Here is a 20,280-nt window from a genome sequence, read left to right on the forward strand (position 1 = left end):
TCGTTACCCGGGACATGACCGCTATGACACCCGGCTCGAACATCCCTCTCTCCGTCGCCCGCGTGACGGTGGACGTCACCGCCCCGGTGCGGCTCGACGTATCGGGCCTGCTGCTCACCGCCGACGGCAAGGTGCGCTCCGACGACGACTTCGTCTTCTACAACCAGCCCTCCGGTCCGGGCGTGAGCCACCGCGCCGCGTCCGGCGGCTCGCCCGACGCCATCGTGGTGGACACCGCCGCCGTCCCGGCCGGCATCGAGAAGATCGTGGTGACCGCCAGCCCCGACGCCCAGGGCACGAGCTTCGCCGGCATCGAGCCGACCGCCACCGTCCGCAGCACCGACGACGGCTCGGTCCTCGCCACGTTCACCCCGCCCCGGCTGGGCTCCGAGACGGCTCTGGTGATCGTGGAGGTCTACCGCCGGGCGGGCGCCTGGAAGGTGCGCGCGGTCGGCCAGGGTTACGCGAACGGCCTGGCGGGGATCGCCACCGACTTCGGCGTGAGCGTGGAGGAGCCCGCGGCCCCCGCGCCCATGCCTGCCGCCGCGCCCGCACCCGCACCCGTGCAGCCGGCCGCCCCCGTACCGCCGATGCCCGCGGCCGCCCCGGCCGCGCCCGCCGTTCCCCCGGCTCCGCCCGCCCCCGCCCCCGGCGCCGGGAAGATCAACCTGGACAAGGGCCGGGTGAGCCTGCAGAAGAACCAGACGGTGTCGCTGGTCAAGGGCGGCCGGCCGCTGACGCAGTCGGTGAAGATGGGCCTGGGCTGGGAGCCCGCCTGGGGCACCCGCGCCATCGACCTGGACGCCTCCGTCATCGCCTACGGCCCCGACCGCAACATGATCGACGCCTGCTACTTCGGCAAGCTGCAGATCCTCAACGGCGCCGTCCAGCACTCCGGCGACAACCTCACCGGCGAGGGCTCCGGCGACGACGAGACCATCACCGTGCACATGGAGGGCCTGCCGCCGGAGGTGACCGGCCTGGTCTTCACCGTCAGCTCCTTCAACGGCCAGAAGTTCAACCAGGTCGCCAAGGCCTACTGCCGCCTGCTCGACGCCCGCACGGGCGAGGAGCTGGTGCGCTTCGACCTGACCGGCGCGGAGCCCAAGACCGGCGTGCTGATGGCGAAGTTCATCCGGCAGTACTCGGGCGAGTGGGAGATGACGGCCCTGGGCGAGTTCGTGAAGTCGCGCACGGTGCGCGATCTGGTCAAGCCGGCCGCGCAGGCCCTGTGAGCACCTGGGCTCCCGCCGCCGGCAGACCCGCGATCCCGGCCAGCCTGCGGTAGGAGTCCAGCAGCGCCTTACGGTCGTACGAGGACGTGGTGACGAGCACCTCGTCGGCGCCGCTGCGCTCGATCAGCGTCCCGAGCGCGGCGGACACCTCGTCCTCCGTGCCGTGGATGTGCCCGCGCAGCCCGTCCTCGTACAGCCGGCGCTCCCGCCCGGTCATCTCCCGCGCCTCGGTCTCCTCCGCGGGCTCCAGCGGCGGGAAGGCGCCGTGCGTACGGGAGTGGGCCAGCGCCCACGCCTCGGGGACGAGCAGCCTGCGGGCCTCCTCGCGGGTGCCGGCGACGGCCACGTTCCCCGCCACCACGACGTACGGGCGCCGCCACCACGCCGACGGCCGGAAGGCCGCCCGGTAGCGCCCGACGGCGGCGAGCATCCGCTCCTCGCCGCTCAGGCCGCCGATGACCAGGGCGGCTCCCGCGGCGGCCGCCAGGTCCGCGCCCGCCTCGTTGGCGAGGACGAACGCCGGGACCGTCAGGCCCTCGGCCGGGCGGGCGTGCACCCCGTCGTACGCGCGGGGGCCGCCGGTGAACCAGTCCTCCAGCTCGGCGAGCTGCCCGGCGAAGTCCCCCATGGCGTCCTTGTCCGTGCCCAGGGCCCGGCGGATGCCGTCCGTGAAGCCGACCGAGCGGCCCAGGCCCATGTCGATGCGGCCCGGGAAGAGGGACTCCAGCACCCCGAACTGCTCGGCGACGACGAGCGTGCGGTGGTTGGGCAGCATCACCCCGCCCGTGCCCACCCTGATCCGCGAGGTCGCGGCCGCCACCGCCGCGGCGAGCACGGTCGGGGCCGAGCCCGCCACGCCGGGCACGCTGTGGTGCTCCGAGACCCAGAAGCGGTGGTAGCCGAGCGCCTCGGCCTGCTGCGCGAACCGCACGGTGTCGCGCAGCGCCTCACCCTGCGGGCGGTCCCGGCGGGTGCGGGAGCGGTCGAGTACGGAGAGCCGGATCGTCACCTCTCCTTCAACAAAGGCGACCGGTCATGATTCCCGGGGGCTCATGTGCCCGTCACCTGCCCTGACGGCGCCAGGGGCCGGTGATCGCCAGCATGATGCCGGGCTCCTGGATGTTGGCGAAGAGCGTCCTGCCGTCCGGCGAGAAGGTGACCCCGGTGAACTCGCTGTACTCGGGCTTCTGAGCAGTTCCCATGTTGAGCTCGTTGCGGGCGATGGGGTACGTGCGGCCGTCGTCGAGGGCGCCGAAGAGGTGCTGGATCCCCTCGCCGTCCTCCGCGACGACCAGGCCGCCGTGCGGCGAGACGGTGATGTTGTCGGGGCCGTCGAAGGCGCCGTCCCGGCCCGGGTCCTTGTTCACGCCGAGTCGCACCTTCAGGGTGAGGGTGCGACGGCGGGGGTCGTAGAACCACACCTGGCCGTCGTGCTGGACGGGGCTCTCCTCCCGGGCGAAGGACGAGACGATGTAGGCGCCCCCGTCCCCCCACCACATGCCTTCGAGCTTGCGGGCCCGGGTGACCTCGTCGTCCTTGAACTGCTTGCGCACCGGCACCGACCGGGCGTCGCGGTCGGGCACGCCGACCCAGTCGACGCCGTAGACCGTGCCCGTACGGGTGGCGCGGGAGAGGTCGTCGACGAAGCGGCCGCCGGAGTCGAAGCACTTGAAGGCCTGGAGCACGCCCGCGTCGTCGGCGAGCGTGCGCAGCTTGCCACGGCCGTGCCGGAAGCCGCTCGGCGGGGTCCAGCGGTAGAGCAGGCCGTTGGGGCCCGAGGCGTCCTCGGTGAGGTAGAGGTGACCGCGGGAGGGGTCGGTGACGACGGCCTCGTGGGCGTAGCGGCCCAGCGCCTTGACGGGCTTGGGGGCGCGGTTCGCGCGGCGGTCGTGCGGGTCGACCTCGAAGACGTAGCCGTGGTCCTTGGTCATACCGTGCTGCCCGGCCTTGTCCTCGGTCTCCTCGCAGGTCAGCCAGGTGCCCCACGGGGTGGCGCCGCCGGCGCAGTTGGTGGACGTGCCCGCGATGCCGACGTGCTCGGCGACGTGCGAGCCGTCGTGGGAGACCTCGACGACGGTGCAGCCGCCGGACGCGGCGGGATCGTAGACGAGCCCCTCGGTGAGGGGCACCGGATACTTCCAGTTGCCCCGGGGGCCCTTGAGCTCGTGGTTGTTGACGAGGACGGTGGCGCCGCGGGGGCCTGCGAAGGCGGCGGTGCCGTCGTGGTTCGAGGGCGTGGGCTCGCCGGACTCCAGCTTGGTGACGCCGGCCCGGGTGACGACGCGGTAGGAGAAGCCGGCGGGCAGGGCGAGGAGGCCCTTCGGGTCCGGCACGAGGGGCCCGTAGCCGGGCCGACGGCGGGGGCGGGAGCCCGCTTCGGCGTCGCCGCCGGCGCCGGGCTGCTCGGGGATGCCGCCCGCCAGGGCGCCGGGGGCACTGGCGAGCACTCCCACGCTGCCGGTCAGCGCCACCCCGGCACCGGCGACGGCGGATCGCTTCGCGAAGTCTCTTCGGCTGAGGGTCATCTGCTCTCCAGGGTCCGCGGGCTCACGCGCCTACATTCCCGTTCCCCACCGAATACCGTATGAACACCGCACAAAGCGCGAGGGACGGGCGCGGGGCGCGCGATCCGCGCGGGACGCGCCCGCCGTATCACCGCCACCGGTCCCCCGCAGGGGGGGCGAAACGACGAAAGGGCGGGACCGGGGCGCTTCCTCCGCCGCCGCACCCTGAAACCGCGGCCGGCCCGGCGCCGCCGCCCGGCTCCCCGCAGGGGGAAACGGCGAAAGGGCGGGACCGGGGCCACTCCCTCCGCCGCAACGGCGAGCAACCACCACGAACACATCCGGCGGCGCCGAACCCGGCCCAGGCCGACCAGGCACCGCCGGACACCACCACGGCAGCTGATCACCGCCGCAGCGGAGAGCACACCGGGGGCGCCCCGGCCCGAAGAGGGCCGGGGCGACGCAAGGGGTCAGCCCCGCGAGCGGGCCTTGAACGCCGCCTTGCGGGCCTCCTTCGCGATCTTCTTCTCGGGGTGGAGGCGGCCCATGGCCTCCAGGACCTCCGCCGTCGCCGGGTGGTCCACCCGCCACGCCGCGTCGAAGAACCCGCCGTGCTGCCCGACCAGGCTCTCCACCAGCCCGCGCAGCTCGTCCGTGTCGCCGGAGGCGGCCAGCTGGGCGGCGATCGTGTCGATCGTCAGCCAGAAGACCATGTCCTCGCCCGGCTCGGGCACGTCCGCCGCCCCGTGCTCGGCGAGCCACACGCGGGCGAGCCCGCCCAGCTCGCGGTCGTCGAGGACCTCGCGCACGGCCGGGCCGGCGTCCGCGCCGAGGAGGGAGAGCGTCTGCTGGCAGGCGAGGCGGCGCGACGGCGCGTCCGCATCGTCGCCGCGCCCGGCGGCGAGCAGCTCCCGGGCGGCGTCCGCGGGCGTCCGGCGGGCGAGCCACAGCTCGGCCTCCGCGCGGGCGGCCGTCTCCGGGTGGCCGGGCAGGGCGGCGAGGAGGGCGTCGGCGCCCTTGTCGGCGAGGTCGCCGACGGCGGGGGCGTCGATGCCGGCCTGCACCATCCGGTCCCGGACGGCGAAGACGCCGAGCGGGGTGAGGGAGACCATGCCGTAGCGGCTGACGTCCTCCTCCTCGGGGGCGTCGGAGACGACGCCGTCGACGGACTCGCGGATGTGGCCCTCGCCGTCGACCTCCTCGATGAGGGACTCGTCGACGGGCCGGTACTCGATGATCCCGGTGGGCGCGAGCAGCCGGAACTGGTCGTCCAGGCGCATCATCGCGTCGGAGACCTCTTCGAGGATGTCGTCCGTGGGCTCGTCCATGTCATCGGGCACGATCATGGACGCGGCGAGCGCCGGCAGCGGTACGGGATGCTGCGCGTCGCTCTGCTCCAGCGCGGTCAGCAGGTAGAGGTTGCCGAGGACGCCGTCGAGGAAGTCGGCCTCGCCCTCGGGGTCCCAGTCGAGGGAGTCGAGGTCGAGGTCCTCGCCCTCGGCGATCCGGTCGGCGATGTCGCCGAGGTCGGGCGCGGCGGCGTCGGCGAGGACGCTCTCGAAGCCGCCGAGGAACAGTTCGAGGACGTCGGCGGGGCTGCCGGAGGTGAGCGTGGCGAGCTCCTCGCCGGCGACGGCGGTGCCCCGGGACCCGTCCTCGCCCGCTTCCGGCTCCTCGTCCCCCTCCGCGCCCTCTGCGTCCCCTTCGGCCCCTTCACCCTCGTTTTCCTCGAAGTCCACCAGCCCGGTGTCGAGCGCGTGCTGCCACGCGTCCATGGCGTAGGCGTCGCCGTCCTCGTCGCCCGCGAGCCCGAGGAGCTCCGTGGCCGCCCGCAGCTGCTCCACGAGCAGCTCGCCGCCGACCCCGACCGGGATGCCCTCCTCGCCGGCCCAGCGCGCGAGCTTCGCGGCGCGGGCGAGCAGCGGCGCGGACAGCGCGTCGCGCGCGAGCTCCGCGTCGGAGGGGAGCCGCACCGGCGGCATGGTCGGGCGGTCTCCGGACATCAGGGGGGTCTCTCCTCGTCGTGACGTGCGTCGCGGCACATGCGGTGACGTGCGGCGGCGCGCGGTGTGGCAGGCAGCGCCGCATGTACCCGGGCGCGATGCCCAAGCCTAAACGCGTTTTCCTCCCTGCCGCCCGGTTCGCCGAACCGCCGACGGACATATGGCTGACGGTTACCCGCGGAACCTTGACAACTTCCCGGGGCGCGCAAGACATTGACGCGCGTAGAGATCGTCAGGATCGCGTCAACGACGATTCCTCTGCGTCATACCCCCCTCACATCCCTACCGGGAGGCATCCGTGCCCACTCGCCCGTCCGACCCCCGTCCCCGCTCCCTGCGCAGACCCGCGGCCCTCGGCTCCCTCGTCGCCGGCGCACTCGCTGCGGGCCTGCTCGCCGCCCCGCAGCCGGCGAACGCCGAGGGCCTGCGTATCCACGACATCCAGGGCACGACCCGGGTGTCCCCGCTCGCCGGCCGGCAGGTGTCGGGCGTCCCCGGCGTCGTCACGGCCGTACGCGCGTTCGGCTCGGCGCGCGGCTTCTGGCTGCAGGACACGCACCCGGACCGCAACGACGCGACGAGCGAGGGCATCTTCGTCTTCACCGGCTCCACCACGCCGGCGGTGGCCGTGGGCGACGCCGTGACCGTCTCCGGCACCGTCGCCGAGTACTACCCGGGCGGCGAGAAGGCCGGCCTGCAGTCGGTCACCCAGCTCACCAGGGCCACGTGGACGGTGCGCTCCTCCGGCAACGCCCTGCCCGCCCCGGTGAAGCTGCGCCCGTCGCAGATCCCCGACCGCTACGCGCCCGACGCGCACGGCGGCTCCATCGAGAAGCTCCCGCTGCGGCCGGGCTCGTACGCCCTGGACCGCTACGAGTCACTGGAGGGCATGCGCGTCTCCGTGCAGGACGCCCCGGTCGTCGGCGCCACCAGCGAGCACAAGGACCTGTGGGTCACCGCCGAGCCCCGCCACAACCGCACCGCCCGCGGCGGCACGCTCTACGGCTCCTACCGCGACCCGAACGCGGGCCGGGTCAAGGTGGCCTCGCTGATCCCCTTCGCCCAGCGCCCCTTCCCCGTCGCGAACGTCGGCGACGAGCTGACCGGCACCACCGCGGGCCCGCTGGACTACGACAACTTCGGCGGCTACACGCTGCAGGCCACCGAGCTCGGCAAGCTCGCCGGTCACGGCCTGAAGCGCGAGACGACGCGCAAGCAGCGCGGCGACGAGCTCTCGGTCGCCACGTACAACGTGGAGAACCTCTCCCCCAGGACGCCGCAGGCGAAGTTCGACCGGCTGGCGGCCGCGCTGGTCACCAACCTCGCCTCGCCCGACATCGTCGCCCTGGAGGAGGTCCAGGACGACAACGGCACCACCGACGACGGCACCGTCGACGCCGGACAGACGCTGAAGAAGCTCAAGGACGCCATCAAGGCGGCCGGTGGCCCGGCGTACGAGGCGCGGCAGATCAACCCCGTCAACGGGCAGGACGGCGGCCAGCCGGGCGGCAACATCCGCACCGCCTTCCTCTTCAACCCCGCCCGGGTCTCCTTCACCGACACCCCCGGCGGCGACTCCACCACCGCCGTCAGGGCCGTCCGTGCGGGCGGCAAGGCCGCGCTGACCGCCTCGCCCGGCCGTATCGACCCCGGCAACGCCGCGTGGGCGAACAGCCGCAAGCCCCTCGTGGGCCAGTTCACCTTCCGGGGCGAGCGGGTCTTCGTCGTCGCGAACCACTTCAACTCCAAGGGCGGCGACCAGGGCCTCGACAGCCGCTTCCAGCCCCCGGCCCGCTCCTCGGAGGTGCAGCGCAACCAGCAGGCCAAGGCGGTGAACGCCTTCGTCAAGCAGCTGCTGGCGGCCGACCGGCAGGCGAACGTCATCGTCGCGGGCGACCTGAACGACTACCAGTTCTCGTCCGCCCTGAAGACCCTCACCGCGGGCAAGGTGCTGACCGACCAGGTCGGCCGGCTGCCGCGCGGCGAGCGCTACGGCTACGTCTACCAGGGCAACTCCCAGGTGCTGGACCACATCCTGACCAGCTCTCACGTGCGCCGCGTGGACTACGACATCGTGCACGTCAACGCGGAGTTCGCCGACCAGGCCAGCGACCACGACCCGCAGGTGCTGCGCTGGAAGCCGTAGAAGCGCTGGAAGCCGCAGAAGCCGTAGCAGTGCTTAGCGGTTCGCGGCAGAACAATTAAATAGACCTGTACGGTCGAAGGGGCCGAGAATCCTGTTCCAGAACAGGACCACCCGACCCGGAGCGTGAAGCACCATGCTGCCCACCAGCCCCTTCGGCCGTACCGTCTGCGCGATGGTCACCCCCTTCACCCCGGAGGGGGAGCTCGACCTCGACGGGGCGCAGGCCCTCGCCGACCGCCTCGTCGGGGACGGCGGCTGCGACGGCCTCGTCCTCAGCGGCACCACCGGCGAGTCGCCGACCACGAGCGATGCGGAGAAGAGCGCGCTCGTCCGGGCCGTGGCCGAGGCCGTCGGCGACCGGGCGCGCATCACGGCGGGCGTCGGCTCGGCCGACACCCGCCACACCGTGGAACTGGCCCGGGCGGCCGAGGCGGCCGGGGCGCACGGCGTGCTCGTGGTGACCCCGTACTACAGCCGGCCGCCGCAGGAGGACATCGCCGAGCACTTCCTGACCGTGGCCGACGGGACCGGGCTGCCCGTGATGCTCTACGACATCCCGGGCCGCACCGCCACCCGCATCGAGCCCGCCACCATGCTGCGCCTGGCCGAGCACCCGCGCATCGCGGGCGTCAAGGACTGCGCGTACGACCTGCTGGGCAGCGCCAAGGTCATCGCCGCCACGGATCTCGCGTACTACTCGGGCTCGGAGGAGCTCAACCTTCCGCTGCGCTCCGTGGGCGCGACCGGCTACGTCAGCACGGTCGCCAACGTCGCGGGCCCGGTGCTGGCCGCGGCCCTGGACGCCTTCGACCGCGGCGCCCCGGCGGAGGCCACCCGCCTGCACCGGCAGGTGCTGCCCCTGGTCGAGCTGATGATGGCGTCCGGCCTGCCCGGCACGGTCACGGCGAAGGCCCTGCTGAACGCCCTCGGCCGACCGGCCGGCCCGGTACGCCCGCCGCTGCGCGCGGCAAGCCCCGAGCGCACGGAGGCGCTGCTCAAGGCGTACGCGGAGCTGGGGCTCTAGCGCGGACCGCGCCGATCGCCTCCGCTCCGGCCCGGGCAGGCACAGCAGAGCGCCCTCCCGGGGCCGGTCGGGCCCCGGGAGGGCGCTCGTGTGCAGGTGACCGCGGGACTCAGTTGTGGCTGTGCAGGATCTCGTTCAGGCCGCCCCAGGTGCTCTTGTAGGGGCGGGCCTCGACGGCGCCCGTCGTGGAGTTGCGGCGGAAGAGGATGTTGTCCGCGCCCGACAGGGTCAGTGCCTTGACGATCTCGCCGTCCGGCAGGGTGACGCGCGTGCCGGCCGTCACGTACAGGCCCGCCTCGACGACGCACTCGTCGCCGAGCGCGATGCCGATGCCCGACTCGGCGCCGAGCAGGCAGCGCTCGCCGATGGAGATGATCTGCTTGCCGCCGCCGGAGAGCGTGCCCATGGTGGACGCGCCGCCGCCGATGTCGGTGCCGTCGCCGACGACGACGCCCGCGCTGATGCGGCCCTCGACCATGGAGGTGCCCAGCGTGCCGGCGTTGAAGTTGACGAAGCCCTCGTGCATGACGGTGGTGCCGGAGCCGATGTAGGCGCCGAGGCGGACGCGGTCGGCGTCGGCGATCCGGACGCCGGACGGGGCGACGTAGTCCGTCATCCGCGGGAACTTGTCGATGCTGGTCACCTGCAGGTGCAGGCCCTCCGCGCGGGCGGCCAGGCGGGCGCTTTCGACCTGGGAGACGGCGACGGGGCCGAGCGAGGTCCAGGCGACGTTGGCGAGCAGGCCGAAGATGCCGTCCAGGTTCTGGCCGTGCGGCTTGACCAGGCGGTGGGAGAGCAGGTGCAGGCGCAGGTAGGCGTCGTGCGCGTCGAGCGGCTTGTCGTCCAGCGAGGCGATGACCGTACGGACGGCCACGACCTCGACGCCCCGGCGCGGGTCCGGGCCGACGGCCTTGAGGGCGTTCTCGCCGAGCAGCTCGGCGGCGCGCTCGGCGCTCAGGCGCTCGGTGCCGGCCTGGCCGGCGTCCTCGGTGAGCTCCGGAGCGGGGAACCAGGTGTCGAGGACGGTCCCGTCCTCGGTGATCGTGGCAAGGCCGGCGGCGACGGCGCCGGTGGTACGGGAGGCAACAGCATCGGTCATGCTCGAAAACCTAACCGGAGGGGCCCTCTCAAGGCGAACTCACGGCGCACCGGTCGCCTCACCGGCGCGTACGGCCCTACGCGACGAGCGATCGCTTGGGGCTCAGCACGCAGAACTCGTTGCCCTCGGGGTCGGCGAGGACGCGCCAGGAGACGTCCGGGCCCTGTCCCACGTCCGCCGGGCGGGCGCCGAGCGCGGTGATGCGCGCGACCTCGGCGTCGAGGTCGTCGGGGTTGAGGTCGATGTGCAGCCGGTTCTTGAGGGTCTTGCCCTCCGCCACGGGCACGAAGGTGATGCCGGGAGTCGCGGATTCGTCAACGCCGATGACGATTTCCGCGTCATCCTCGTAGAGCACCTTCCAGTCGAGGACACCGCACCAGAACCGCGCCTGCGCGCGCATGTCGTGTGCGTCGATCACGATGGTGTAGAGCGAAGAAGCCATGGCCACAGTCTGTCCCAGCGGCTCCGAGGATTCCCGACGATGCATCAGATGTCCGCCGAATCACAGCCCCACCTGCGCACCTTCATGGGCTGGCCGCCGGCCGGCCCCGTCTGGGGCCGGTACACCGCAGCCGTCCGGGAGGACGTCGCCGCCGTCGCGCGGACGATCGCGGAGTACGAGCCCGTGGTGCTGCTCGCGGCGCCCGAGGACGCCGGGGCTGCGCGGACGGCGTGCGGCGGGGGCGTCGAGGTCGTGCCCGTGCCCGTCGACGACCTCTGGCTGCGCGACTCCGGCCCCGTCTTCGTGACCGGGCCCGGCGGGGCCGCCGCGGGCATCGACTTCGGCTTCAACGGCTGGGGCGGCAAGCAGGAGCACCCCCGCGACCGCCTGGTGGCACGCCGGGTGCTGGAGGCCTTCGGGGTGCCCCGCATCCAGGCGCCGATCGTGGCCGAGGGGGGCTCGCTGGAGACCGACGGCGAGGGAACGCTGCTGGTCACCGAGAGCTCGCTGGTCAACGACAACCGCAACCCGGGCCGCTCGCGCGACGACATCGAGAAGACCCTCAAGGAACTCCTCGGCGCCCGCAAGGTGATCTGGCTGGAGGGCGTCCGCGGCGAGGACGTCACCGACTGCCACGTCGACGCCCTCGCCCGCTTCGCCGCCCCCGGCACGGTCCTGCTGAGCAGCCCGCCGCCCGGGGCGCGGCCGGACGTCTGGACGCGCGTGTACGAGCAGGCCCGCGCCACCCTGGAGACGGCCACCGACGCCCACGGCCGCCGCCTGCAGATCGTGGGCCTCCCCGAACCGGACCCGGCCGCCCTCGGCAAGCGCGGCGAGGACTTCCTCGGCTGCTACGCCAACTACTACATGGCGAACGGCGCCGTCGTCCTCCCCCGCTTCGGCGACCGCCGCGCCGACGACCGCGCGGCCTCGCTCCTCCGCGACCTCCACCCCGGCCACGAACTCCGCCAGGTGGAGATCCACACCCTCGCCGAGGGCGGCGGCGGCATCCACTGCGCCACACAGCAGCAGCCCGCCCTCTGACCGGTGGTCAGGGGGCGGGCTGTCCTGCGCATTTCCTGCGCATTCCCTACGCGGTCGGACGGCTCAGACGTTGAAGCCGAGCGCGCGGAGCTGCTCGCGGCCGTCGTCCGTGATCTTGTCCGGGCCCCACGGCGGCATCCAGACCCAGTTGATCCGGAGCTCGTTGACGATGCCCTCGGTGGCCGACTTGGCCTGGTCCTCGATGACGTCGGTCAGCGGGCAGGCCGCGGACGTCAGGGTCATGTCGAGGGTGGCGATGTTGGCGTCGTCGATGTGGATGCCGTAGATCAGGCCGAGGTTGACGACGTCGATGCCCAGCTCGGGGTCGACCACGTCGTAGAGGGCCTCGCGGACCTCTTCCTCCGTGGCCGGCTTGGTGGTCACCTCTGCGTTGTCACTCATGCGGTCTTCCTTTCAGCGCTCTCGCCCATTGCCTGGGCGGTCGCGTCCTTCCACGCCATCCAGCTCAGCAGAGCACACTTCACGCGCGCCGGATACTTGGAGACGCCGGCGAACGCGACCGCGTCCTCCAGCACCTCCTCCATCGCGTCGTCCGGCTCGATGCGGCCCTTGGACTGCATCAGTTCCAGGAAGGTCTCCTGGATCTTCTGCGCCTCCTCCAGCCCCTTGCCGACCAGCAGCTCGTTGAGCACGGAGGCGCTGGCCTGGCTGATGGAGCAGCCCTGGCCCTCGTACGAGACGTCCTCGATGGTGTGGCCGGCCATGCGCACCCGCAGCGTGATCTCGTCGCCGCAGGTCGGGTTGACGTGGTGCACCTCGGCGTCGCCGTCCCGCAAGCCCCGGCCGTGCGGGTGCTTGTAGTGGTCCAGGATGACGTCCTGGTACATCGAATCCAGCTTCACAAGATCCCCGCTCTACCCGAAGAAGTTCCGGACGTGCTCCAGGCCCTCGATCAAGGCATCGACCTCACCGGGGGTGGAGTACAGATAGAACGACGCCCGCGTGGTCGCAGGAATTCCGTACCGCAGGCAGACGGGACGGGCGCAGTGGTGGCCGACGCGCACCGCGATGCCCTGCTCGTCGAGGACCTGGCCCACGTCGTGCGGGTGGATGTCACCGAGCGTGAAGGAGATCGCGGCGCCGCGGTCCTCGGCCGTGGTGGGGCCGATGATGCGCAGGTCCGGCACCTCCTGGAGGCGGCGGACGGCGTACTGCGTGATCGCGTGCTCGTGCCGGGCGATGTTCTCCATGCCGATCGAGGTGAGGTAGTCCACCGCGGCGCCGAGGCCGACGGCCTGGGCGATCGGGGGCGTACCGGCCTCGAACTTGTGCGGCGCGGGGGCGTAGGTGGAGGAGTGCATCGAGACGGTCTCGATCATCTCGCCGCCGCCGAGGAACGGCGGGAGGTCCTCCAGCAGCTCCTGGCGGCCCCACAGGACGCCGATGCCCGTCGGGCCGCACATCTTGTGGCCGGTGAAGGCCACGAAGTCGGCCTGGAGGGCCTGGACGTCCAGCACCATGTGCGGGGCGGCCTGGGAGGCGTCGATGACGACGAGCGCACCGACCTCCTGGGCGCGCCGGACGATGGTCTCGACGGGGTTGATCGTGCCCATGATGTTGGAGACCAGCACGAACGAGACGACCTTGGTCTTCTCGGTGATGATCTCGTCGATGTTGGACAGGTCGAGCCGGCCGTCGTCGGTGAGGCCGAACCACTTCAGCTTCGCGCCGGTGCGCTGCGAGAGCAGCTGCCACGGGACGATGTTGGAGTGGTGCTCCATCTCCGTGATGACGATCTCGGTCTCGTGGTCGACCCGGTAGGGCTCGTCGGCCCAGCCGAGCATGTTGGCCACGAGGTTGAGCGACTCGGAGGCGTTCTTGGTGAAGATCACCTCGTCGCGGCTGGGGGCGTTGATGAAGGCGGCGACCTTGTCGCGCGCGCCCTCGTACAGCGCCGTGGCCTCCTCGGCGATGGTGTAGACGCCGCGGTGGACGTTGGCGTTGTGCCGCTCGTAGTACGCGTTGAGCGCGTCGAGCACCTGGCGCGGCTTCTGGGAGGTGGCCGCGGAGTCCAGGTAGACGATCTTCTTACCGTCGTGGACCGTGCGGTCCAGGATGGGGAAGTCCTTGCGAATCGCCTCGGTGTCGAGGAGGCCCGGCAGTATGGTCACGCGGTTACGCCACCCTTCGTCTGGTAGGCCTCGTAGCCCTCGGACTCCAGCTTGTCGGCGAGCTCGGCGCCGCCGGACTCGACGATGCGACCGCCGGAGAAGACGTGGACGAAGTCGGGCTTGATGTAGCGCAGGATGCGCGTGTAGTGCGTGATCAGCAGGGTGCCGACCTCACCGGTCTCGCGGACGCGGTTGACGCCCTCGGAGACCTGGCGCAGGGCGTCGACGTCGAGGCCGGAGTCGGTCTCGTCGAGGATCGCGATCTTCGGCTTGAGGAGCTCCAGCTGGAGGATCTCGTGGCGCTTCTTCTCACCGCCGGAGAAGCCCTCGTTGACGTTGCGCTCGGCGAAGGCGGGGTCCATGTTGAGGCGCTCCATGGCCCCCTTGACCTCCTTCACCCAGGTGCGCAGCTTGGGGGCCTCGCCGCGGATGGCGGTGGCGGAGGTGCGCAGGAAGTTGGAGACCGAGACGCCGGGCACCTCGACGGGGTACTGCATGGCGAGGAAGACGCCGGCGCGGGCGCGCTCGTCGACGGACATCGCGAGGACGTCCTCGCCGTCGAGGGTGACGGTGCCGCCGGTGATCGTGTACTTGGGGTGACCCGCGAGGGAGTACGCCAGGGTCGACTTGCCGGAGCCGTTGGGGCCCATGATGGCGTGGGTCTCGCCCTGCTTCACGGTCAGGTCGACGCCCTTGAGGATCTCGCGCGGGCCGTTCTCGGCTTCGACGGAGACGTGCAGGTCGTGGATCTCAAGCGTTGCCATGGGGAACTCAGGACTCCTGGGTGACGGAGACGAGCACGTCGTCCCCTTCGATCTTGACGGGGTATACGGGGACGGGGCGCGTGGCGGGCAGGCCGGAGGGCTTGCCGGTGCGCAGGTCGAAGCTGGAGCCGTGCAGCCAGCACTCGATCGCGCAGTCCTCCACCTCGCCCTCGGAGAGCGAGACATTCGCGTGCGAGCAGATGTCGTTGATGGCGAAGACCTCTCCCTCGGTGCGGACGAGGGAGACGGGGACGCCGTCGATCTCGACCCGCTTGGGGGTGTCCTCTTCCAGGTCGCTCAGCGCGGCCGCGCGGACGTAGGGGTTCTCGCTCATGCCACCGACGCCTCCAGCTCGGCCTCGATCTTGGCGATGAGGCGCTCCTCGAGCTCCGGGATGCCGATCTGCTGGACCAGCTCGGCGAAGAAGCCGCGGACCACCAGACGGCGGGCCTCGTCGGCCGGGATGCCGCGGGCCATCAGGTAGAACAGCTGCTCGTCGTCGAAGCGGCCGGTCGCCGAGGCGTGGCCGGCGCCGACGATCTCGCCGGTCTCGATCTCCAGGTTGGGCACGGAGTCGACACGGGCGCCGTCGGTGAGGACGAGGTTGCGGTTGAGCTCGTAGGTGTCGGTGCCCTCGGCCTCCGCGCGGATGAGGACGTCGCCGATCCAGACGGCGTGGGCGTCCTTGCCCTGCAGCGCGCCCTTGTAGGCGACGTTGCTGCGGCAGTGCGGGGTGTCGTGGTCGACGAAGAGGCGGTGCTCCTGGTGCTGGCCCTTGTCCGTGAAGTACAGACCGTAGAGCTCGGCCTCGCCGCCGGGGGCGCCGTAGACGACCCGGGGGTGGAGGCGGACCAGGTCGCCGCCGAAGGTGACGATCACGGACTTGAAGGAGGCGTCGCGGCCGATCAGCGCGGTGTGCTGGGCGGCGTGCACCGCGGTGGCGTCCCAGTCCTGGACGGAGACGACGGTGAGCTTCGCGCCGTCGCCGACGAGGAACTCGACGTTGGCGGCGAGCGTGGTGTCACCGGTGTGGTCGAGGACGACGACGGCCTCGGCGAAGGCGCCGACCTCGATCACCTGGTGGCCGAAGGCCACGCCGCCCTCGCCGTGCACGGAGATCGTGACGGGCTCGGTGAGGACCGCGTCCTTGGGGATCGAGACGACCGAGGCCTTCTCGAAGGAGGTGTAGGCCTGGGCGGCGACGCGGTCGACCGGCTTGCCGGAGCGGCCGAGGCGGGCGTCGTCACGGCCGACGGTCTCGACGGTGACGCCCGCGGGGGCGCTGACCTCGACCTTGACGCCGCCGCCGTTCGCCACAGCGGTGCCGTCGTGCAGACCGCGCAGGCGCTCCAGCGGGGTGAACCGCCACTCCTCCTCGCGGCCGTGAGGCACGGGGAAGTCCGCCACGTCGTACGAGGCGGGGGCGCTCACGCGCGCGTCGATGGGCTGCTGCGGCCCGCCCACCTGGATGGCGCCGTCGGTCGTGCTGCCGGCGGGGGTGTTGTCAGCCATGGCTGTCGTCGTGCTCTCTTCCTGTCACAAAGGGTTCGCTGCTGCGGTCGGGGGCGTCCGTGCCCCTCCCCTGCCTTCGAGGCCGGGGGAGGATCAGCCGACGGAGCCTTCCATCTGCAGCTCGATCAGCCGGTTGAGCTCCAGCGCGTACTCCATGGGCAGCTCGCGGGCGATCGGCTCGACGAAGCCGCGCACGATCATCGCCATCGCCTCGTCCTCGGACAGACCGCGGCTCATCAGGTAGAAGAGCTGGTCGTCGCTGACCTTGGAGACGGTCGCCTCGTGGCCCATGGAGACGTCGTCCTCGCGGACGTCGACGTAGGGGTAGGTGTCCGAGCGGGAGATGGTGTCCACGAGCAGGGCGTCGCAGAGCACGTTCGACTTGGAGCCGTGGGCGCCCTCGCCGATCTCGATCAGGCCGCGGTAGGAGGTGCGGCCGCCGCCTCGCGCCACCGACTTGGAGACGATGTTGGAGGAGGTGTTCGGCGCCATGTGGACCATCTTGGCGCCGGCGTCCTGGTGCTGGCCCTGGCCGGAGAAGGCGATGGAGAGCGTCTCGCCCTTGGCGTGCTCGCCCATCAGGTAGACCGCGGGGTACTTCATGGTCACCTTGGAGCCGATGTTGCCGTCGACCCACTCCATGGTCGCGCCCTCGTAGGCCACGGCGCGCTTGGTGACCAGGTTGTAGACGTTGTTCGACCAGTTCTGGATGGTCGTGTAGCGGCAGCGGCCGCCCTTCTTGACGATGATCTCCACGACGGCGCTGTGCAGCGAGTCCGAGGAGTAGATCGGGGCGGTGCAGCCCTCGACGTAGTGGACGTAGGCGTCCTCGTCGACGATGATCAGCGTCCGCTCGAACTGGCCCATGTTCTCCGTGTTGATACGGAAGTAGGCCTGGAGCGGGATGTCCACGTGGACACCCTTGGGGACGTAGATGAAGGAGCCGCCGGACCACACGGCGGAGTTCAGCGAGGCGAACTTGTTGTCACCGACGGGGATGACCGTGCCGAAGTACTCCTGGAAGAGCTCGGGGTGCTCCTTCAGGGCGGTGTCGGTGTCCAGGAAGATGACGCCCTGCTCCTCCAGGTCCTCACGGATCTGGTGGTAGACGACCTCCGACTCGTACTGCGCGGCGACACCGGCGACGAGGCGCTGCTTCTCGGCCTCCGGGATGCCCAGCTTGTCGTAGGTGTTCTTGATGTCCTCCGGCAGGTCCTCCCAGGTGGCGGCCTGCTTCTCGGTGGAGCGGACGAAGTACTTGATGTTGTCGAAGTCGATGCCGGAGAGGTCGGAGCCCCAGGTCGGCATGGGCTTCTTGTCGAAGAGCTTCAGACCCTTCAGACGCAGCTTGAGCATCCACTCCGGCTCGGACTTCTTCGCCGAGATGTCGCGGACGACCGCCTCGGAGAGGCCGCGCTTGGCTGCGGCGCCGGCCACGTCGGAGTCGGCCCAGCCGTATTCGTACGTGCCCAGGCCTTCGAGCTCAGGGTGGGCAGTCTCCGTGGGGAGAGTCATGCGGGGTTCCTCCCGGCCGTGCTGGCGGATGCTGTGGTGGTCTTGGTCTTGCTCTTGGGGATGAACGTCGTGCACACCCCGTCGCCGTGGGCGATGGTGGCAAGACGCTGCACATGTGTCCCGAGCAGGCGGGAGAAGACCTCGGTCTCCGCCTCGCACAGCTGCGGGAACTGCTCGGCGACATGGGCGACCGGGCAGTGGTGCTGGCAAAGCTGTTCGCCGACCGGCGCGCTACGCGCCGTAGCAGCGTACCCGTCCGCGGTCAATGCCCTGGCAAGGGCCTCCGTGCGGGATTCGGGGGCAGCGGCCTCGAGCGCCTTGCGGTAGCCCTCGGCCTGGGCTGCCATACGGGCCCGGGCGAAGGCGGCCACGGCGGCCTCGCCCATCTCGCCGCCGCCGGCCGCCTGCGCGATCCAGCGCAGGGCATCCCCGGCGAGCTTGTCGTAGGCCTGGTCGAAGGCGTCCCGGCCGCAGTCGGTCAGGGCGAAGGCCTTGGCGGGGCGGCCGCGGCCGCGCGCGCCGTAGACCCGCTTCTCGCGGGGCTCGACGACGCCCTCGGCGACGAGGGTGTCGAGGTGGCGGCGGACGGCGGCCTGGGTGAGCTCCAGGCGCACGGCCAGATCGGCCGCGGTGGACGGGCCGTGGTCGAGGATGGAGCGGGCGACGCGATTGCGGGTGCCGCGCTGCTCGTCATGACCGCGCTCTTCGGCGCGGGCGGGCGCGGGCGCAGCCTGCTGCGACCCGGCGGCCACGGATCCCTCCGCACTGGCCGCGGGGTCCTGCGGGACCTCGCGCGCGTATTTCACAACACCATTGTTGCGTAATTACCTGGAGGCGGACAAGCCCGGCCCCCACCGGTCGGCGGTGTCCTCGATCACTAAGGGTTACCTAACCGCCACCCGTCGATCTTGGTCTCCGCCCCGCTCTCCCCCGCTCTCCCCCGGGGCCCGCGCCCCCCTGATTCCTGGACGGGATCCACCCCGGGGCATCCGGGGACACGCCGGGCTTCGTAGACTTCCCGCCATGCGCAGCGTCTTCCCGGGGGACACCCCCGAGGCCCCCGGCCGGCCCGCGGTCGAGGTCCGCGGGCTGGTGAAGCGGTACGGACCCAAGACCGCGGTGGACGGCCTCGACCTGTCCGTCGCCCGCGGCGGCCTCACCGCCGTCCTCGGCCCCAACGGGGCCGGCAAGACCACCACGATCGAGACCTGCGAGGGCTACCGCCGCCCCGACGCCGGCACCGTCCGCGTCCTCGGGCTCGACCCCGTCGCCGACGCCGCGGCCCTGCGGCCCCGCGTCGGCGTGATGCTGCAGAGCGGAGGGGTGTACGCGGGGGCGCGCGCGGAAGAGATGCTGCGCCACGTCGCCTCCCTGCACGCCCACCCCCTCGACGTCCCCTCCCTCATAGACCGGCTGGGCCTGGGCAGCTGCGGCCGGACGCCCTACCGGCGCCTGTCCGGCGGCCAGCAGCAGCGCCTCGCGCTCGCCATGGCCGTCGTCGGCCGCCCCGAGCTCGTCTTCCTGGACGAGCCGACGGCCGGCCTCGACCCGCAGGCCCGCCACGCCACCTGGGAGCTGGTGCGCGAGCTGCGCACCGACGGCGTCACCGTCGTCCTCACCACGCACTACATGGACGAGGCCGAGGCCCTGGCCGACGACGTCGCCATCATCGACAGCGGCAAGGTCATCGCCCAGGGCAGCCCCGAGGAGCTGTGCCGGGGCGGCGCGGAGAACACCCTGCGCTTCAGCGGCCGGCCCGGACTGGACCTCGGCTCGCTCCTGAAGGCCCTGCCCGCCCAGTCGACGGCGGCGGAGCTGACCCCGGGCACGTACCGCGTCGGCGGCCGCATCGACCCGCAGCTGCTGGCCACCGTGACCACGTGGTGCGCGCAGAACGGCGTCATGCCGGACCGCATCGCGGTCGAGCGGCACACGCTGGAGGACGTCTTCTTGGAGCTGACCGGTAAGGAGCTGCGGGCATGAGCCATGTGACCTCTACGAGCGACGGGGCATTCACCCCGCGTCCCGGCGCCGCGCCCCTCTCCCGGATGATCCGCGCGCAGGCCGCGCTGGAGACCCGCATGCTGCTGCGCAACGGCGAGCAGCTGCTGCTGACCGTCGTCATCCCCACGCTGCTGCTCGTCCTCTTCAGCGCCGTCGACATTGTGGACACAGGCGACGGCGAGGCCGTCGACTTCCTCGCCCCGGGCGTGCTGGCGCTTGCCGTGATGTCCACGGCGTTCACCGGCCAGGCCATCGCGACCGGCTTCGAGCGCCGCTACGGCGTCCTCAAGCGGCTCGGCGCCACCCCGCTGCCGCGCTGGGCGCTGATGACGGCGAAGACCTGCTCGGTGCTGGTCACCGAAGTGCTGCAGATCGTGCTGCTGACGGTGATCGCCTTCGCGCTGGGCTGGTCGCCGCAGGGCAACCCCTTCGCGGTCCTGCTGCTGCTCGTCCTGGGCACGGCGGCGTTCTCCGGCCTCGGGCTGCTGATGGCCGGCACGCTCAAGGCAGAGGTGACGCTGGCCGCGGCGAATCTCGTCTTCCTCCTGCTGCTGGTCGGCGGCGGCGTGATCGTGCCGATGGAGAAGTTCCCCGGCGGGGTGCGGGCGGCGCTGGAGCTGCTGCCGATCTCGGCTCTGTCGGACGGCCTGCGGGACGTCCTGCAGCACGGCGCGGGCATGCCGTGGGGCGACCTCGGCATCCTCGCCGTGTGGGCGGTGCTGGGGCTGGGGGCGGCGGCGAAGTTCTTCCGCTGGGAGTGAGCCCTCCGCCGGAAGCGAGCCCGGTGAGCTGCATGAATGCACGCCACGCCGCCCCCTCGTGAATCCGTGCACAAGCTCCCCTTTACGATGAGCCC

At 71.9% G+C, this 20,280-nt stretch carries 19 protein-coding genes; 6 read left to right on the forward strand and 13 right to left on the reverse strand.

Going from position 1 to position 20,280, the window contains the following annotated elements; genetic code table 11:
- Positions 1 to 23 precede the first annotated feature (23 nt).
- Entirely contained in the window at positions 24 to 1,235 is a 1,212-nt protein-coding gene (locus IE241_RS22395) for a TerD family protein (protein WP_190023811.1), read from the forward strand.
- On the opposite strand, the gene IE241_RS22400 is transcribed toward IE241_RS22395, so the two are convergent.
- From IE241_RS22400 to IE241_RS22410, 3 genes are all read right to left on the reverse strand, one after another.
- Positions 1,210 to 2,244 (reverse strand): MsnO8 family LLM class oxidoreductase, encoded by a 1,035-nt coding sequence (locus IE241_RS22400; RefSeq protein ID WP_190023594.1) that lies wholly within the window; start codon positions 2,242 to 2,244, stop codon positions 1,210 to 1,212. The genes IE241_RS22395 and IE241_RS22400 overlap by 26 nt on opposite strands.
- Positions 2,245 to 2,296: 52 nt before the next feature.
- A complete protein-coding gene (locus IE241_RS22405) occupies positions 2,297 to 3,760 on the reverse strand; it encodes an alkaline phosphatase PhoX (protein ID WP_190023595.1) in 1,464 nt (487 codons plus the stop codon).
- 449 nt (positions 3,761 to 4,209) lie between these two features.
- The gene (locus IE241_RS22410) at positions 4,210 to 5,742 is read right to left on the reverse strand and encodes a hypothetical protein (RefSeq protein ID WP_190023596.1); all 1,533 of its coding nucleotides are present in this window, start codon (positions 5,740 to 5,742) and stop codon (positions 4,210 to 4,212) included.
- Positions 5,743 to 6,040: 298 nt separating this feature from the next.
- Here IE241_RS22410 and IE241_RS22415 point away from each other — a divergent pair, with 298 nt between their 5' ends.
- Entirely contained in the window at positions 6,041 to 7,888 is a 1,848-nt protein-coding gene (locus IE241_RS22415; RefSeq protein WP_190023597.1) for a DUF8508 domain-containing protein, read from the forward strand.
- Positions 7,889 to 8,021: 133 nt separating this feature from the next.
- Positions 8,022 to 8,912: a 4-hydroxy-tetrahydrodipicolinate synthase gene (gene dapA / locus IE241_RS22420; protein WP_190023598.1), complete on the forward strand. Its 891-nt coding sequence runs from the start codon at positions 8,022 to 8,024 to the stop codon at positions 8,910 to 8,912.
- A 109-nt stretch (positions 8,913 to 9,021) separates the two neighbouring features.
- Here the strand turns inward: dapA and dapD are convergent, their stop codons facing one another.
- Together dapD and IE241_RS22430 are read right to left on the reverse strand one after the other, a co-directional pair.
- Positions 9,022 to 10,011, reverse strand: a complete 990-nt coding sequence (dapD, locus tag IE241_RS22425) for a 2,3,4,5-tetrahydropyridine-2,6-dicarboxylate N-succinyltransferase (RefSeq protein ID WP_190023599.1) — start codon at positions 10,009 to 10,011, stop codon at positions 9,022 to 9,024.
- Positions 10,012 to 10,087: 76 nt separating this feature from the next.
- Positions 10,088 to 10,453, reverse strand: coding sequence for a VOC family protein (locus IE241_RS22430; RefSeq protein ID WP_190023600.1), 366 nt, complete (start codon positions 10,451 to 10,453; stop codon positions 10,088 to 10,090).
- Positions 10,454 to 10,501: 48 nt separating this feature from the next.
- Here IE241_RS22430 and IE241_RS22435 point away from each other — a divergent pair, with 48 nt between their 5' ends.
- Positions 10,502 to 11,497: an agmatine deiminase family protein gene (locus tag IE241_RS22435; protein ID WP_229899655.1), complete on the forward strand. Its 996-nt coding sequence runs from the start codon at positions 10,502 to 10,504 to the stop codon at positions 11,495 to 11,497.
- Positions 11,498 to 11,560: 63 nt separating this feature from the next.
- On the opposite strand, the gene IE241_RS22440 is transcribed toward IE241_RS22435, so the two are convergent.
- The 8 genes from IE241_RS22440 to IE241_RS22475 all read right to left on the reverse strand — a co-directional run bounded on the left by IE241_RS22440 (position 11,561) and on the right by IE241_RS22475 (position 18,226).
- Entirely contained in the window at positions 11,561 to 11,899 is a 339-nt protein-coding gene (locus IE241_RS22440) for a metal-sulfur cluster assembly factor (RefSeq protein WP_190023602.1), read from the reverse strand.
- Entirely contained in the window at positions 11,896 to 12,360 is a 465-nt protein-coding gene (sufU, locus tag IE241_RS22445; protein ID WP_190023603.1) for a Fe-S cluster assembly sulfur transfer protein SufU, read from the reverse strand. Before sufU ends, IE241_RS22440 begins: the two co-directional genes overlap by 4 nt.
- Before the next feature lie 12 nt (positions 12,361 to 12,372).
- A complete protein-coding gene (locus IE241_RS22450) occupies positions 12,373 to 13,629 on the reverse strand; it encodes a cysteine desulfurase (protein ID WP_190023604.1) in 1,257 nt (418 codons plus the stop codon).
- Positions 13,626 to 14,393: a Fe-S cluster assembly ATPase SufC gene (sufC, locus tag IE241_RS22455; RefSeq protein WP_190023605.1), complete on the reverse strand. Its 768-nt coding sequence runs from the start codon at positions 14,391 to 14,393 to the stop codon at positions 13,626 to 13,628. The genes IE241_RS22450 and sufC overlap by 4 nt, the downstream gene beginning before the upstream one ends.
- A 7-nt stretch (positions 14,394 to 14,400) precedes the next feature.
- Positions 14,401 to 14,727 carry a non-heme iron oxygenase ferredoxin subunit gene (locus IE241_RS22460; protein ID WP_190023606.1) on the reverse strand — a complete coding sequence of 109 codons (327 nt, stop codon included), beginning with the start codon at positions 14,725 to 14,727 and terminating at the stop codon, positions 14,401 to 14,403.
- Complete coding sequence (sufD, locus tag IE241_RS22465; RefSeq protein ID WP_190023607.1) at positions 14,724 to 15,905, reverse strand: Fe-S cluster assembly protein SufD; 1,182 nt, start codon at positions 15,903 to 15,905, stop codon at positions 14,724 to 14,726. The genes IE241_RS22460 and sufD overlap by 4 nt, the downstream gene beginning before the upstream one ends.
- A gap of 93 nt (positions 15,906 to 15,998) precedes the next feature.
- Positions 15,999 to 17,420, reverse strand: a complete 1,422-nt coding sequence (gene sufB / locus IE241_RS22470; protein ID WP_058044943.1) for a Fe-S cluster assembly protein SufB — start codon at positions 17,418 to 17,420, stop codon at positions 15,999 to 16,001.
- Entirely contained in the window at positions 17,417 to 18,226 is an 810-nt protein-coding gene (locus IE241_RS22475; RefSeq protein ID WP_190023608.1) for a helix-turn-helix transcriptional regulator, read from the reverse strand. The genes sufB and IE241_RS22475 overlap by 4 nt, the downstream gene beginning before the upstream one ends.
- Before the next feature lie 217 nt (positions 18,227 to 18,443).
- On the opposite strand from IE241_RS22475, the gene IE241_RS22480 reads away from it, so the two are divergent.
- Both IE241_RS22480 and IE241_RS22485 read left to right on the forward strand, forming a co-directional pair.
- Positions 18,444 to 19,403, forward strand: coding sequence for an ABC transporter ATP-binding protein (locus IE241_RS22480; RefSeq protein ID WP_190023609.1), 960 nt, complete (start codon positions 18,444 to 18,446; stop codon positions 19,401 to 19,403).
- Positions 19,400 to 20,185: an ABC transporter permease gene (locus tag IE241_RS22485; protein WP_190023610.1), complete on the forward strand. Its 786-nt coding sequence runs from the start codon at positions 19,400 to 19,402 to the stop codon at positions 20,183 to 20,185. The genes IE241_RS22480 and IE241_RS22485 overlap by 4 nt, the downstream gene beginning before the upstream one ends.
- Positions 20,186 to 20,280 lie beyond the last annotated feature (95 nt).

The sequence above is a fragment of the Streptomyces hiroshimensis genome (assembly GCF_014650335.1).
Lineage (GTDB): Bacteria > Actinomycetota > Actinomycetes > Streptomycetales > Streptomycetaceae > Streptomyces > Streptomyces hiroshimensis.

Coding starts and splice junctions, on each gene's coding strand:
- IE241_RS22395 (WP_190023811.1), top strand. CDS start 24: ATGACACCCGGCTCGAACATCCCTCTCTCCGTCGCCCGCGTGACGGTG.
- IE241_RS22405 (WP_190023595.1), bottom strand. CDS start 3,760: ATGACCCTCAGCCGAAGAGACTTCGCGAAGCGATCCGCCGTCGCCGGT.
- IE241_RS22410 (WP_190023596.1), bottom strand. CDS start 5,742: ATGTCCGGAGACCGCCCGACCATGCCGCCGGTGCGGCTCCCCTCCGAC.
- dapA (WP_190023598.1), top strand. CDS start 8,022: ATGCTGCCCACCAGCCCCTTCGGCCGTACCGTCTGCGCGATGGTCACC.
- dapD (WP_190023599.1), bottom strand. CDS start 10,011: ATGACCGATGCTGTTGCCTCCCGTACCACCGGCGCCGTCGCCGCCGGC.
- IE241_RS22430 (WP_190023600.1), bottom strand. CDS start 10,453: ATGGCTTCTTCGCTCTACACCATCGTGATCGACGCACACGACATGCGC.
- IE241_RS22435 (WP_229899655.1), top strand. CDS start 10,502: ATGTCCGCCGAATCACAGCCCCACCTGCGCACCTTCATGGGCTGGCCG.
- IE241_RS22440 (WP_190023602.1), bottom strand. CDS start 11,899: ATGAGTGACAACGCAGAGGTGACCACCAAGCCGGCCACGGAGGAAGAG.
- sufC (WP_190023605.1), bottom strand. CDS start 14,393: ATGGCAACGCTTGAGATCCACGACCTGCACGTCTCCGTCGAAGCCGAG.
- IE241_RS22460 (WP_190023606.1), bottom strand. CDS start 14,727: ATGAGCGAGAACCCCTACGTCCGCGCGGCCGCGCTGAGCGACCTGGAA.
- sufD (WP_190023607.1), bottom strand. CDS start 15,905: ATGGCTGACAACACCCCCGCCGGCAGCACGACCGACGGCGCCATCCAG.
- sufB (WP_058044943.1), bottom strand. CDS start 17,420: ATGACTCTCCCCACGGAGACTGCCCACCCTGAGCTCGAAGGCCTGGGC.
- IE241_RS22480 (WP_190023609.1), top strand. CDS start 18,444: ATGCGCAGCGTCTTCCCGGGGGACACCCCCGAGGCCCCCGGCCGGCCC.
- IE241_RS22485 (WP_190023610.1), top strand. CDS start 19,400: ATGAGCCATGTGACCTCTACGAGCGACGGGGCATTCACCCCGCGTCCC.